At 64.2% G+C, this 13,568-nt stretch carries 11 protein-coding genes; 1 reads left to right on the top strand and 10 read right to left on the bottom strand.

The window, feature by feature from the left end:
- Nucleotides 1-104 precede the first annotated feature (104 nt).
- From GRZ55_RS13510 to GRZ55_RS13475, 8 genes are all read right to left on the bottom strand, one after another.
- On the bottom strand, nucleotides 105-1,349 hold the full coding sequence (locus GRZ55_RS13510; protein WP_169287462.1) for a saccharopine dehydrogenase family protein: 1,245 nt from the start codon (nucleotides 1,347-1,349) through the stop codon (nucleotides 105-107).
- Between the two features lie 39 nt (nucleotides 1,350-1,388).
- Nucleotides 1,389-2,486, bottom strand: coding sequence for a carboxynorspermidine decarboxylase (locus GRZ55_RS13505; RefSeq protein ID WP_169287461.1), 1,098 nt, complete (start codon nucleotides 2,484-2,486; stop codon nucleotides 1,389-1,391).
- Between the two features lie 176 nt (nucleotides 2,487-2,662).
- Nucleotides 2,663-4,549 carry a TRAP transporter fused permease subunit gene (locus GRZ55_RS13500; protein WP_169287460.1) on the bottom strand — a complete coding sequence of 629 codons (1,887 nt, stop codon included), beginning with the start codon at nucleotides 4,547-4,549 and terminating at the stop codon, nucleotides 2,663-2,665.
- A 103-nt stretch (nucleotides 4,550-4,652) separates the two neighbouring features.
- Nucleotides 4,653-5,660 carry a TAXI family TRAP transporter solute-binding subunit gene (locus GRZ55_RS13495; RefSeq protein ID WP_169287459.1) on the bottom strand — a complete coding sequence of 336 codons (1,008 nt, stop codon included), beginning with the start codon at nucleotides 5,658-5,660 and terminating at the stop codon, nucleotides 4,653-4,655.
- A 121-nt stretch (nucleotides 5,661-5,781) separates the two neighbouring features.
- Nucleotides 5,782-6,933, bottom strand: coding sequence for an acyl-CoA dehydrogenase family protein (locus GRZ55_RS13490; protein ID WP_169287458.1), 1,152 nt, complete (start codon nucleotides 6,931-6,933; stop codon nucleotides 5,782-5,784).
- 18 nt (nucleotides 6,934-6,951) lie between these two features.
- A complete protein-coding gene (locus GRZ55_RS13485) occupies nucleotides 6,952-8,388 on the bottom strand; it encodes an NAD-dependent succinate-semialdehyde dehydrogenase (RefSeq protein ID WP_169287457.1) in 1,437 nt (478 codons plus the stop codon).
- Between the two features lie 3 nt (nucleotides 8,389-8,391).
- The gene (locus GRZ55_RS13480; protein WP_169287456.1) at nucleotides 8,392-10,482 is read right to left on the bottom strand and encodes an acetate--CoA ligase family protein; all 2,091 of its coding nucleotides are present in this window, start codon (nucleotides 10,480-10,482) and stop codon (nucleotides 8,392-8,394) included.
- A 3-nt stretch (nucleotides 10,483-10,485) separates the two neighbouring features.
- A complete protein-coding gene (locus tag GRZ55_RS13475) occupies nucleotides 10,486-11,343 on the bottom strand; it encodes a p-hydroxycinnamoyl CoA hydratase/lyase (protein WP_169287455.1) in 858 nt (285 codons plus the stop codon).
- A gap of 109 nt (nucleotides 11,344-11,452) precedes the next feature.
- On the opposite strand from GRZ55_RS13475, the gene GRZ55_RS13470 reads away from it, so the two are divergent.
- Nucleotides 11,453-11,890, top strand: a complete 438-nt coding sequence (locus GRZ55_RS13470) for a MarR family winged helix-turn-helix transcriptional regulator (protein ID WP_169287454.1) — start codon at nucleotides 11,453-11,455, stop codon at nucleotides 11,888-11,890.
- A gap of 21 nt (nucleotides 11,891-11,911) precedes the next feature.
- Here the strand turns inward: GRZ55_RS13470 and GRZ55_RS13465 are convergent, their stop codons facing one another.
- Both GRZ55_RS13465 and GRZ55_RS13460 read right to left on the bottom strand, forming a co-directional pair.
- Complete coding sequence (locus GRZ55_RS13465; protein WP_169287453.1) at nucleotides 11,912-12,949, bottom strand: uroporphyrinogen decarboxylase family protein; 1,038 nt, start codon at nucleotides 12,947-12,949, stop codon at nucleotides 11,912-11,914.
- 45 nt (nucleotides 12,950-12,994) lie between these two features.
- The gene (locus GRZ55_RS13460; protein ID WP_169287452.1) at nucleotides 12,995-13,552 is read right to left on the bottom strand and encodes an NADPH-dependent FMN reductase; all 558 of its coding nucleotides are present in this window, start codon (nucleotides 13,550-13,552) and stop codon (nucleotides 12,995-12,997) included.
- Nucleotides 13,553-13,568 lie beyond the last annotated feature (16 nt).

Raw genomic sequence — 13,568 nt, 5'->3', positions numbered from 1 at the left:
TCGCTCCCGCGCCCTCGGCGCGGTGGCCATTGCAGCAAGCACCAACAAAAAAGGCCGGCGATCGCTTGATCGCCGGCCTTTTCATTATGCGTGGCGACGGATCCTCACCCTTCGTAGGTGAATGCCTCGTCCTTCTCGCCTTCCTTGATGCGGGTCGGGAGGCCTATGCGGTTGAGGATGGCCAGGAAAGGCCGCGGGTCCAGCTCTTCCACATTGACCATGGTGCCCGGATCCCAGGTACCGTCCGCGATCAGCATCGCGGCGGCTACCGGCGGCACGCCGGCCGTATACGAGATCGCCTGGCTGCCGACCTCCTTATAGGCCTCGGCATGATCCGCGACGTTGTAGATGAAGACCTCGCGCTCCTTGCCGTCCTTCTGGCCTTTGACGAGATCGCCGATGCAGGTCTTGCCGGTATAGTTCGGCGCAAGCGAGGACGGATCGGGCAGCACGGCCTTCACCACCTTGAGCGGCACGACCTCCAGCCCTTCGGCGGTCGTCACCGGCTGCTCGGACAGAAGGCCGAGATTCTTCAGCACCGTGAAGACGGTGATGTAGCGTTCGCCGAAACCCATCCAGAAGCGGATGTTAGGCACGTCGAGATTGCGCTGCAGCGAGTGGATCTCGTCATGGCCGGTCATGTAGGTCTGGCGCTTGCCGACCACCGGCAGGTCCCATTCGCGGCCGACCTCGAACATGGTGTTGGCGGTCCACTGGCTGTCCTGCCATGACCACACCGTGCCGGTGAATTCGCGGAAATTGATCTCCGGATCGAAATTGGTGGCAAAATACTTGCCATGGTCGCCGGCATTGACGTCGATGATGTCGATGGACTCGATCTTGTCGAAATAGTCCCGTGCCGCCAGCGCGGCATAGGCATTGACCATGCCCGGATCGAAACCGACGCCGAGGATGGCGGTCACGCCCTTCTCCGCGCATTCCTCGCGCCGCTTCCACTCGTAATTGGAATACCAGGGGGGCGTCTCGCAGATCTTGTCGGGCTCCTCGTGAATGGCGGTGTCCATATAGGCCGCGCCCGTCTCCAGGCATGCCGACAGAACCGACATGTTGATGAAGGCCTGCCCTACATTGATGACGATCTGCGCGCCGGTCTTCTGGATAAGGGCCTTGGTGGCCTCGACGTCCAGCGCATCGAGTGCATGTGCCTCGAGAACGCCCGGCTGCTTCATGTTCTTCTTGAGATGCACGCTCTCGACAATCGCGCGGCATTTGTCGATCGTGCGCGAGGCGATGTGGATATCGCCCAGCACATCGTTGTTCTGGGCGCATTTGTGGGCCACTACCTGGCCGACGCCCCCGGCGCCGATGATCAGAACGTTCTTCTTCATTTCCACCTGCAGATCGCTAGCGTTTCGTTCTGCCAGGCCTCACGAGAGACTGGCGGCGTAATCCTCATAGTCGAATGTGCGAACGGACGTGATCGATCCATCCTTCTCGCGGATCGCGATGGCGGGCATGGCGACGCCGTTGAACCAGTTCTTCTTCACCATCGTGTAGCCCGCCGCATCCTGGATCGACAGCCTGTCACCGGGCTTGAGTTCGTTCGGAAAACGGAACTCGCCGAAGATGTCGCCGGCCAGACACGACTTGCCGCAGATCATATATTCGTGCGGCCCCTCGTTCGGCTCCATCTTGGCGCTCTGCCGGTAGATCAGCAGGTCGAGCATATGCGCCTCGGTCGAGGAATCGACGATGGCGAGGTTCTTGCCGTTGAAGAGCGTGTCGAGCACCGTCACTTCAAGCGTCGTCGTGCCGGTGATCGCGGCCTCGCCCGGCTCCAGATAGACCTGCACGCCGTAGCGCTCGGAAAACGCCTTCAGCCGCGCGCAGAAATCGCCGAGCGGGTAATCCTTGCCGGTGAAGTGTATGCCGCCGCCCAGGCTCACCCATTCGACCTTCTCGAACAGATGTCCGAAGCGTGCTTCGACCTCGGAAAGCAGGCGGTCGAAATGCGAAAAATCCTCGTTCTCGCAATTGTTGTGCACCATGAAGCCGGTGATCTTGTCGATCACCGCCTCGACCTTGCTGGCATCCCATTCGCCGAGCCGCGAGAAGGGCCGCGAGGGATCCGCCAGGTCGAAGTCGGAGCTGCTTACGCCGGGATTGAGCCGCAACCCGCGCACGATGCCCTTGGAATGCTCGGAAAAGCGCTCCAGCTGGCCGATCGAGTTGAAGATGATCTTGTCGGCATGACTGACCACCTCGTCGATCTCGTGATCGGCATAGGCAACCGAGTAGGCGTGCGTCTCGCCACCGAATTTCTCGCGTCCGAGCCTCACCTCGTTGAGCGAGGAGGAGGTCGTGCCGTCCATGTGCCGGCTCATCGTGTCGAAGACGCACCAGGTCGCGAAGCATTTGAGAGCCAGCAGCGTCTTGGCGCCGCTCTCCTCGCGCACGCGGTCCATCACCGCCATGTTGCGAAGCAGCTTCTCACGGTCGATGAGATAATAGGGCGTCTGGTCCATACTCGGGCGGCTCTCGGATTCGCTGGAATATGATGGCGTCATGCAAAGGCGGCATGACACCTGTCGCGGGGCTTAGTAGCGGCAACGCGCAGACCCCGCAACCGTGGCGGCTCAGTTCGCCAACGGCTGATACGCCTGCTGGTTCCAGTCCCGGCGCTTGCACAGGGAGGCGACGTTCAGGCCGCCTCTTCCGTTCGCTCCTTCCGGGCGGCCACATAGCCGGTCACGAGCCACCAGCCGATGCCGGCAGCCGCAAGCATGGCTGCCATCACCGATTCCGCGCCGAGAATGATGGGAGAGACGCCAATGGCGACAGCCACGAGCCAATGCGCCAGATAGAATCCCCAGCTGACCGCGCCGGCCAACCGGATCGCCATGGAACGGGTCACCAGCATGATGGCCGCCAGTGTCGTGGCGACCACCAGGACGATGGCCGGCCAGCTGCCGTCCATCAGGAGCGCCGGATCGTAGACCCACACGAAGGGGATGAGATAGGCGACGAAGGAAAAGCGCATGCCGGCCCAGCCCGTCTTCCACATGTCCGCGCCGGCGAGGCCCGCCGCCACGAAACTGGAAACGGCGACCGGTGGTGTCAGGAAGGACAGGACGCCGAAATAGAAGATGAAGAAATGCGCCGCCAGGATCGGGATGCCCATGTTGACGAGAGCCGGCGCGATGATCGAGGCGAGAATGATGTAGATCGCCGTCGACGGCATGCCCATGCCCAGGATGATGGACAGGACCGCCGTGATCAGCAGCATGCCGAACAGGCCCCAGTTCTCGCCGATGCGGGCCAGGACGAAGGAGAGCGACTGGCCGAGGCCGGTGATGTTCATCACGCCGACCACGACGCCCGCCGCGCCGGCGATCAGTACCAGGGGCACGATCGTCGCGCCGCCGTCGATGACAAGCCGCCGCCATTCCTCGAGCGTGCGCATGCGCCCCATGAACAGCGCGAGTACCAGCAGCAGCCCTGACGCCGACAATGCGGCAAAGCCCGGCGTCATGTTGCCCCAGAAGATGAGATAGATCAGCACCGCCAGCGGCACGACGAATATCCACCCTTTCGCCAGCACCGGGCCGAGCTTGGGCAGGTCTGCCCGCTTCATGCCCTTGAGGTTGTCGCGGGCGGCCACCGCGTCCACCTGCATGAACAGGCAGACATAATAGAGCACCGCCGGCAGCAGCGCGGCGAGCACCACCTGTCCGTAGCTGATCTGCAGGAACTCGGCCATCAGGAAGGCGGTGGCGCCCATCACCGGCGGCGCGATCTGGCCCCCCGTGGAGGCCACGGACTCAATGGCGGCTGCGTGATGCGGGCGAAAGCCGGTCCGCTTCATCAGCGGGATCGTCACGATGCCCGTCGACATGATGTTGCCGACCGGCGAACTGCTGATCGAACCGAACAGCGACGAGGCGAGAATGGCCACCTTCGCCGGACCGCCACGCCGGTGTCCCATCACCGAAAGTGCGATGTCGGTGAAGAACTGGGTGGCGCCGCTGACCTCCATCAGCTTGCCGAGCACGATGAAGGCAATGACGATGGAGGCGATGATGACCAGGACGAGTCCGGGAATCGCGTTGGTGTCTGAGTAGAGGTAGAATGACAGCCCCGGCAGCGAGACGCGGTCGGCCTGCAGCGGTGGATCGAGCAGATAGCCGAACAGGCCATAGACGAGCAGCGCCCAGACCAGCAGAGTGATCGACAGGCCGCAGACCTTCCGGATCGCCTCCATCAGGGTGAGGATGGCGATGAGAGCCGGAATGTATTTCGCCGGCGTCGCGCCTGCGATGTCCAGGATCCAGAACTGGAAATTGTAGGCGAGCCAGAGCCAGCTCGCGATCGAGGCGAACCCCAGCGCGATATCCGCCAATCCAGCCTTCTTGCCATAGGGCTGGCTGAGATAGGCCGCGGCGACGGCCACGCCGAGATAGGGTCCGAGCCACTCCGCCTCGATGAGGGAAACGCCCATCCGCGGCAGGAAATTCGCCGCCCACACGATACCGCCGACCAACAGGAAAAAATGGTAGAGGCGAAGCAGATTGTGGGTGACAGAGGCCAAGGTAGAAATCCGTCTCGTCGGAGGAAACCGGCCCTCCGCCATCTCGGGCGAAAGGCCGCAATTCGCAGGTCGCCGGCGGCGTCATCGCCGCCGGATCACTTGATCAGTTGCCGGCCAGCACTTCGTCCTGGCGTGCCTGGTGCTCTTCGGTCCACAGACCGATTTCCTCGAAGTAGCGCACCGCACCTTCATGGTAGGGGTGGCTGAAGTTCAGCGAGGCCAGCTGATCGGCCTGAACGGCGCGCAGCATCGGCAGGCTTTCCTGCATGGTGCTCCAGCTTTCGTGGATCGCCTTCACGAGGGCGTAGGCATCGTCGTCGCTCAGGCTGGTGCCGACATTCATGAAGACGTCGAACTGTGCGACCCGCGTCGGCTCGGAAATGCCCACGAAGGCGGGACCGGGGTTCAGCGTGGTCGCGGTGAAGCCGGCAACGGCATCCAGTGCGTCTTCATTGTCGCCTAGCGCCAGAACGCGCAGACCGCCGGAGACCGAGGCATCGGCCTCCCGCAGTGCCGGGATGCCGACGATGGAGGCAGACGAAACGACACGGCCTTCGACCAGTGCGCGCGTGGCGTCCGGAATGCCGGCGACCGTCTCGCCCTGCACGTCGTCCGGCGTCAGGCCGGCGGTTGCCAGGATGGCGGCGTTGACCTGGTTGAAGGAGGCGATGGCGCGGTATTCGGTGACGACCGCCTGGCCGGCCAGATCGCCGACATTGGTCATGCCGGAATCGGCCCGCGCGTAGAAGGCGTAGGGCGAGCGCGAGATCATGGTCAGCGCGCGAATTTCCGAGAGCCGCTGGTCATAGGCGCCCTGCCCCGCGAACGCTTCCTGCGAATCCAGCGCGGAATTGATGCCCATCGTGATCTCGCCACGGTGCAGCATGGGCAGATATTGCGACGTTCCGCTGAACGGGCGCGCGGTAGCCGGTATACCGAGGGCATCCTGAATGGCTGCCGAGACGGTGGTGCCGATCTGGTTGTAGGCGGTCCCGGCGGGGCCGGTACCAATCGTGGCGCGTGCCGGCTGTGCCGAAGCCGCCATCGTGGATGCGAGTGCGATCCCGGCGGCCGCGATGAGCGTTCCGGCGATCTGGAATGTGCGCTGCATGCTAGTTCCTCCCAGTTTGGACGCGGGCGACATCGCCGGCATCACATGCGCTATATAAGGCATCCTGCTATTTAGATGCATCAGTCTCGGAATGCAAGATTTCCGTGAAGCGGCCGGCGCCTCACTCGACCTTCAGCCCCATGGAGCGCGCGATCAGATTTCGCAGCATCTGCGATGAGCCGGCGGCGATCGTCGCGCTGCGGGAATCACGATAATGGCGCTGCATGGGAAACTCCATCGAGTAGCCATACGCCCCGAAGATCTGCATGCCCATGCTGGCTACCTTGGCATAGGTTTCCGAGGAGTACAGCTTCGCCATCGAGATTTCGGCCAGCGCGTCGTGCCCTTCGGAGACCTTCCAGGCGGCCTGCCACATCAGCGTCCGCGCGGCTTCGACCTGGGTCCGCATGTCGGCCAGCATGTGAGCGATCGCCTGGTTGGCGCCGATCGGCTTGCCAAACTGCTTGCGCTCGCTCGCATATTCTGCGGCGAGGTCGACCACGGCACGCGCCGCACCGCAATTGCCCGCCGCCGACGTGATGCGCTCCACCTGCAGGCCGGCGAGAATGCAGCCCCACCCGCCATTCACGCCACCCACGATCCGGTCCGGATCGACCTTCACGCCGTCGAAGCGGATCTCGTAGGTGCCGGTGGCGCCGCGGCCCAGCATATCGAGCTTCTTCAGCTCGATGCCGGGCGTGTCGTTGTCGATGAGAAAGAGCGACATGCCTTTGGAGTGATGAACCGTGGTGTCGGTCTTCAGATAGACATTGAGCAGGGTGTCCTTGACGCCCGCGCCGGTGCACCAGAGCTTGTGGCCATCGACCCGCCAGGTCTCGCCCTCCTGCTTTGCGACGGTGCGCATGGCCCCGACATCCGAACCGGCATCCGCCTCCGAGATGCAGATCGCCATGCGCAGATCGCCGGCAATCAGCTTCGGCAGGAACGCCGCCTTCTGCTCTTCGCTGCCCTTGCGCTCGATGTTCAGCCCGCAGAACACGCCGCCCGCATAGGCCATGAAGAAGTCGGCGCTCGTATAGGCGATCTCCTCGCCCACGATCGCCATGTCGATGACGGAGCCGCCGAGACCGCCATTGGCTTCGGCAAATGGCAAGGCAATCAGCCCCGCCTCCGCCCAGGCCTTGTGGAGATCGTAGGGATAGAGCCGCTCGCGGTCATGGCGCGCGACCATGTCGGTCGGCGCATGGCGATCCATGAGCGTGCGCACGCTGTCGCGCAGCATGCGTTGTTCGTCGGAAAAACCGAAATCCATCCTCAGTGCTCCCGCCGATCAGCTTTCGCTGACCAGCTTGACGTTCAGATAGGCTTCCAACCCTTCCGAGCCGCCTTCGCTGCCATAGCCGCTGTCCTTGACGCCGCCAAAAGGCGTCTCGGCCAGATTGATCATCATGTTGTTGATGCCCAGCATGCCGGTCTCGACCTCCTCGCCCAGACGGATGCTGTTGGCGGTCGACCGTGTGAAGGCATAGGCGGCAAGGCCGAAGGGCAGACGGTTGGCGGCGGCGATGGCTTCGTCGGTGGACGAGATGCGGCGCACCACGGCGACCGGGCCGAACGGTTCCTCGTTCATGATCCGCGCGGTCTCTGGCACGTCGGCCAGCACCGTCGGCTGCCAGAAGAAACCGCGATTGGCGCCGCTCTCGCCGCCGGCCGCGACACGGGCACCCGCCTTGACCGCGTCGCCAATAAGGCTTTCCATGGCTTCCGGGCGACGCGGATTGGCCATCGGCCCCATCTGCGCGCCCTGCGACAGACCATCGGCCACCTTCAGCGCACCGGCCTTGGCCGACAGGCTCTCGACGAATTCGTCATGCACCTTTTCGTGCACGTAGAAGCGCGTCGGCGCGATGCAGACCTGGCCCGCATTGCGGAACTTGAACGCCGCACTCGTGGCGGCCGCCTTCTCCACGTCCGCATCTTCCAGCACCAGCACCGGCGCATGACCGCCGAGTTCCAGCGTCACGCGCTTGATGCTGTCGCCAGCCAGCCGCGCGATCTCGCGACCGACGGAGGTCGAGCCCGTGAAGGAGACCTTGCGGATGATGGGCGAGGCGATCAGATAGGTGGAGATTTCCGAAGGATGGCCGGTCACCACCGACAGGACGCCTTCCGGCAGGCCCGCCTCTGCAAAGGCCTGCGCGATCGCCAGCATGGTGCCGGGGGTCTCTTCCGCCGGCTTGATGATGCAGGTACAGCCCGCCGCCAGCGAAGCCGCGACCTTGCGTGCGGGGATGACTGCCGGGAAATTCCACGGCGAGAAGGCCGCCACAGGCCCCACCGGCTGCATCAGCGTCGAATAGCGGATGTCGGGCTGGCGGGATGGAATGACGCGGCCATAGGCGCGGCGGCCCTCCTCGGCGAACCAGTCGATGATGTCGGCCGCGGCGGAAAGTTCGATGCGCGACTCCATCAGCACCTTGCCCTGCTCGAGCGTCATGATGCGGGCATAGTCGTCGAGACGCGCGCGAATGATGTTGGCCGCCTTGCGCAGAATGTTCGAGCGTTCGAGCGCCGAGGTCTTGCGCCAGCCCGCGAAAGCGCGCTCGGCACTTGCCAGCGCGTCGTCGAGATCGTCGCGCGAGGCGATCGGCAGGCGCGCGAGCGCCTCGCCACTGGCGGGGTTGATGACGACACGCTCACCCTCGCCCCGGCCGGGGCGCAGGCGGTTGTCGATGAACAGACCGAGTTCGGGATAGGAGGAAGCCATTTTTCAGTCCTTTCTGGTCATCAGGACGTCGAGGATGCCCACGCCCTGCCCTTGCGGGTAGACGACGAGCGGATTGATCTCGACTTCGACGATCGAGCCGTCTTCGAGCACCAGCCGGCCCAGCCGATCGAGGAATTCCACGACCGCCTCGACGTCGAGCGGCTTCGAGCCGCGATAACCGCGCAGCAGGGCCGCGCCCTTGAGCAGGTCGAGCTCCCTTTCGATCGCATCGCGAGGCAGGCCAGCCGGCATCATGCGGATGTCGTGCATCAGTTCAGTCAGCACCCCGCCCAGACCCACGATCAGCACCACGCCCCAGGACGGGTCGCGGCGTGCCGAGACCACCAGCTCGAGGTCGAAGCGCGGTGCCATGGTCTCGACCAGCATGCCGTCGATCGCCTTGCCGGCGGCGTGTTTCTCAAGCGAGGCTTCGATCTCGCCCCAGGCCTTCGTCAGCGAGGCCTCGTCGGCGAGGTTCAGCTTCACGCCGCCGAGATCGCTCTTGTGCGCGATGTCGGCTGCCTGCACCTTGAGCGCGACGGGATAGCCGATGCGTGTCGCGATAGCCTTGGCAGCGTCGAGTTCGCCCGCCAGCCCGCCCTCGGGAACGACAAGCCCGCGCGCGCGCAGCAGCGCCTTGCCCTCATGCTCGGCAACCGCGCGCGGCTCGCCTGCCGAGACCGGCGCCGGCTGCGGCAGATCGGGCCGGCGGTCCAGTTTCGCGATGTTGTTGAAGGCGCGCATGGCCCGTTCCGGCGAACGGAAGAAGGGAACGCCGGCCGCGCGAACCTCGTCGAGAAATTCGGACGGCATCGGCAACTCGTCGCCCAGGAAGGCGATGGCCACCGGCTTGGTCGCGTTCTCCATCACGGGTTTGAGCGAATTCCACTTTGCCATGACCTGCTTGGGCGCCCCGCCCATCGCGGCAAGAAGCAACGCGTCGACGCTGTCATCCGCAAGCATCGCTGCGCTGGTGTCGCCGAAGAGGCTTGGCTTGCTCATGCCCATGGCGGTGATGTCGAGCGGATTGTCGATGGCCGCAAAATCGGGGAGCACCTCGCCGAGCTTCGCCGAAGTGGCATCGCCAAGCAGCGGCAGCTTCAGGCCTAGATCCTCGCAGAAATCCAGGCAGAACCCACGCACGGCTCCGGAATTGGTGACGATGCCCAGCCCACCGATCTCGGCCCGCGGATACCGGTGACGCAGCAAGGTGGTGTCGAAGAGTTCGTCGAAACTGTCGACCAGCGTCACGCCGGCAGCGTTGACGAAGGTTTCCATTACCGCGTGATCGCCGGCCATGGCGCCCGTATGCGACTGGGCGGCCTCGCGCGAGCGCTGGCTGCGGCCGGGATGCATGAGCACCACGGGTTTGCCGAGCTCCCATGCCTTGGCTGCGAACGACAGGAATGCGGCAGGATCGCGAATCTGTTCGACAAAGGCGGCGAAGGAGCCCACCGCCTCGTCATCGGCGAGCGCGGCCAGGACCTGTTCCGCCGAAAGCACCGCCTCGTTGCCGGTCGAGATCGCATAGGCGATCGGCAGGCCGCGGCTTCTCAGCGCCTCGCGGATGTTGCCGGTCATGGCCCCGCTCTGGGCAACGACCGCAACGCCCGGACCTCCGAGCTTCATCGGCTGGATGCGCTCGAACGTCATCGGCACGGAAGCCACGAAGTTGGTGAAGCCGAGGCAGTTCGGGCCCAGCACTGCCATGCCGGCCTCATTGGCGATGCGCGCGATCGCTTCCTGCTCCCGGATGCCTTCCTCGCCCAGTTCGGCGAAGCCCGACGCGAAGATGACGGCGCCGCCCATGCCCTTGGCGGCACAATCCTCGATCGCCTGGCGCACGGCGCCGGCGGGTACCACCAGGGCCGCCATGTCGACGCCCTCGGGAAGCTCCGAGATCGCCTTGCGACAGGCGATCCCCTCGACCTCCTCGAAACGGCGGCTGACGGGATGAAGATCGCCCGAAAAGCCGAACGTCCCGAAATTCGCCATCACGTTCGCGCCGAGCGAGAACGGCTCGGCCGAAGCCCCGACGACCGCGACCGAACGCGGACGCAGAAGCCTGTCGATGTTGCTCCTGGTGGCACCCATGCTTCAGCTCTCGCGCTTGTAGGTCTGCAGGCCGGGACGATAGGACTTGTCGTCCAGGAACTGCTTCATGCCCGCCTGATCGCCCTTTTCGGGATCGCGGAACTTGGTCTGGTCGGACTTCGCCATCAGATAGTCGAGTGCGGCATCCCAGGACATCGACTTGACGTGGTGATAGGCGGTCTTGGCCGAACGCAGCACGTAAGGGTTCTTTTCCTTCAGCGTGTTGGCGAGCGTGCGGGTGCGCTCGCGCAGCTCTTCGCGCGGCACGGAGATGTTGACAAGGCCCAGCTCCTTGGCGCGCTTTCCGTCGAAGGTCTCGCCGGTCATGATGTAGTAGAGCGCGTCGCGCTGGCTCATCACCTCGGCCACCGACTTGGTCACGATGCCGGCGGGAATGATGCCCCAGTTGATCTCCGACAGGCCAAATGTCGCGTCGTCCGCGGCCACCGCGAGGTCGCAGCCGATCAGCACCTGGAACGCGCCACCGAAGCACCAGCCATTGACCATGGCGATGGTGGGCTTGGGGAAGTTCATCATGCGGCGCCACTGCCAGGCGGCGTTTGCACGGTAGAGACGCTCACGCGCCAAAGGCGGGCCGGCGTCGGGGATGCGGAAATATTCCTTCAGGTCCTGACCGGCCGAGAAGGCGTCGCCCGCGCCGGTGACGACCAGCACCTTGACCTCGTCGTCCTCCTCCATCGCGTCGAGCACGGCGACCATCTCGTAGACGATGCCGGGATTGATCGCGTTGCGCTTGTCGGGACGGTTGAGCGTGATCCACGCGATGCCTTCCTCGATGTCGACGGTGACGAACTCGCCCCAGGGCTTCTCCTGGCCTTGTGTCCCATTGCTGGCTGTCATTTTGCGGCTCCATGCGGTAAACAGATCATGGTCCCATAAATAAGGAACCCTGATATTGTCAAGACAACGAGATGTCGCGGCGCAGCGGGTCAAGCTACGTCCGAGAACCATGTATCTTCTCAACCAGGCCAACCAGGCCGTGCGCAGCCGGCTGGAGCAGGATCTGCGCAGCATCAGCCTGACGGGTATCCAGTATACGGTGTTGAGTATCGTCGCAGCGCGCGACGGCATCTCGTCGGCGGAGTTGTCGCGACGTTTTTTCGTCACGCCCCAGACCATGAACGAGATCGTGTCGGGACTTGAAAGGCGCGGGCTTCTGGCGCGGGTCGAGAGCCCGCAGAGCCGGCGCATTCTGACGGCGCGGCTGACCGAAGCGGGTTCGAAGCTGCTGGCCGAGGCCGACAACATCGCCGATCAGATCGAAGGCGAGGCTTTCTCCCACCTGTCCGACAGGGATTTCGACGAGTTGCGCCGCTTGCTGCGCGTCCAGCTCAACGCGGTTCGGGAAGAGCCGGCGGAGAAGAAGGCGGCCGCGGCCGCCTCCTGATCGAATCGTCGCGAAGGCGCCTCAGGAAAGTTCCCTGCGCACGATCGCCGCGCCATCGGCCATTGCCTTCATCTTGCCGAAGGCGACATCCCGCGGCAGATATTTGAGCCCGCAATCCGGCGCCACCACGACACGTTTCGCATCCACATTGGGCAGCGCACGCCGGATGCGCTCGGCGACGGTCTCGGCGCTCTCCACCTCCATGTCGGACAGATCAAGTACGCCGAGAATGATTTTCTTGTCCGGCAGGGACTTGAGCACCGCGGTGTCGAGATTGGACTGCGCGGTCTCGATGGACACCGCATCGACATTCACCTTGGCGAATTCCGGCAGGAAGGAATAACCTTCCGGCCGCGCATGGATGATGGCCGCATAACCGAAACAGATATGAACGGCCGTCTCGCCCTGCACGCCATCCAGCGCGCGGTTGAGGGCGTCGACACCGAACTCGCGGGCCTTTTCGGGTCGCGCCTGCATGTAGGGCTCGTCGATCTGCACGATGTCGGCGCCGGCGGCAAACAGGTCCTTGATCTCCTCGTTGACCGCCGCGGCATAATCCAGCGCAAGCTCCGCCTCAGAGGGATAGAAGTCGTTCTGCGCCTGCTGGCTCATGGTGAAGGGACCCGGCACCGTGATCTTGATGACACGGTCGGTATTGGCGCGCAGGAACTTCACATCATCGACCTCGACGGCGTGCATGCGGCGCACCTTGCCGACAACGCGCGGCACCGGATTGGGGTGACCGGACCGGTCCAGCGCCGTGCCTGGATTGTCGATGTCGACGCCCTCGAGCGCGGTGGCGAAGCGGTTCGAATAGCTCTCGCGGCGGATTTCGCCATCGGTGATGATGTCGAGGCCGGCGCGTTCCTGATCACGAATGGCGTTCAGCGTGGCGTCGTTCTGCGCCTCCTCCAGATGCTCTGGCGGAATACGCCACAATTCCTTCGCGCGGGTACGCGGGGGAAAGCGTCCCGCCAGCTTCTTGCGGTCGATCAGCCATTCGGGCTGGGCATAGGATCCGACGAGCGATGTCGGCAGAAGCGGCAATGTGGCGTTCATGTCTTCCTCCCTGTTCATTGTCCTGTGGCGCGCCGATGCGAGCCCTCAGATCTCCTGGCCCTCCTTCGTCCCGACCAGGCGAGCCCAGTCGGCGAATGCGTTGAGGGCCGTCTCGATGAAGCTGATCGTCTCCTCGTCGGCAAAGCGGCCCTCTTCGGTCTTCTTGTTGGCGAAGGGCACGATGGCCTCCTGCCAGGGAAAGACACGGGCCAGCATGCCGTTGAGGATATATTTGAGATGCGACTGCGCCCGGACACCGCCCATCGCGCCGCCCGACGTGGTGACGACAAAACATGGTTTGCCACGGAAGACCGACGCGTAGGCCGGACGCGAGGCCCAGTCGATCGCGTTCTTCAGGACCCCGGGAATGGAATAGTTGTATTCCGGCGTCACGAACAGAACCCCGTCGGCCGCGTCGATGGCCGCAATCAGTTCCGCCACCGCATCGGGCTTGCCGAGATCGGCGTTGTAGTGTGGCAGCTGCCCGATCTCGAAAGTCGAGATCGCCATCTTCGGCGACATCCGCTTGGTCAGGGCGCGCGCCAGCGCGGCGCTGGACGACGCCTCGCGCAGGCTCGGGCCCAGTATCAGCAGCTTGGACAATTCACGCTCCTCTGTC

This window comes from Chelativorans sp. ZYF759, from assembly GCF_012911015.1.
Lineage (GTDB): Bacteria > Pseudomonadota > Alphaproteobacteria > Rhizobiales > Rhizobiaceae > ZYF759.
Note: the sequence above shows the minus strand (reverse complement) of the source record. Positions and strands in the feature narration are given on the sequence as shown.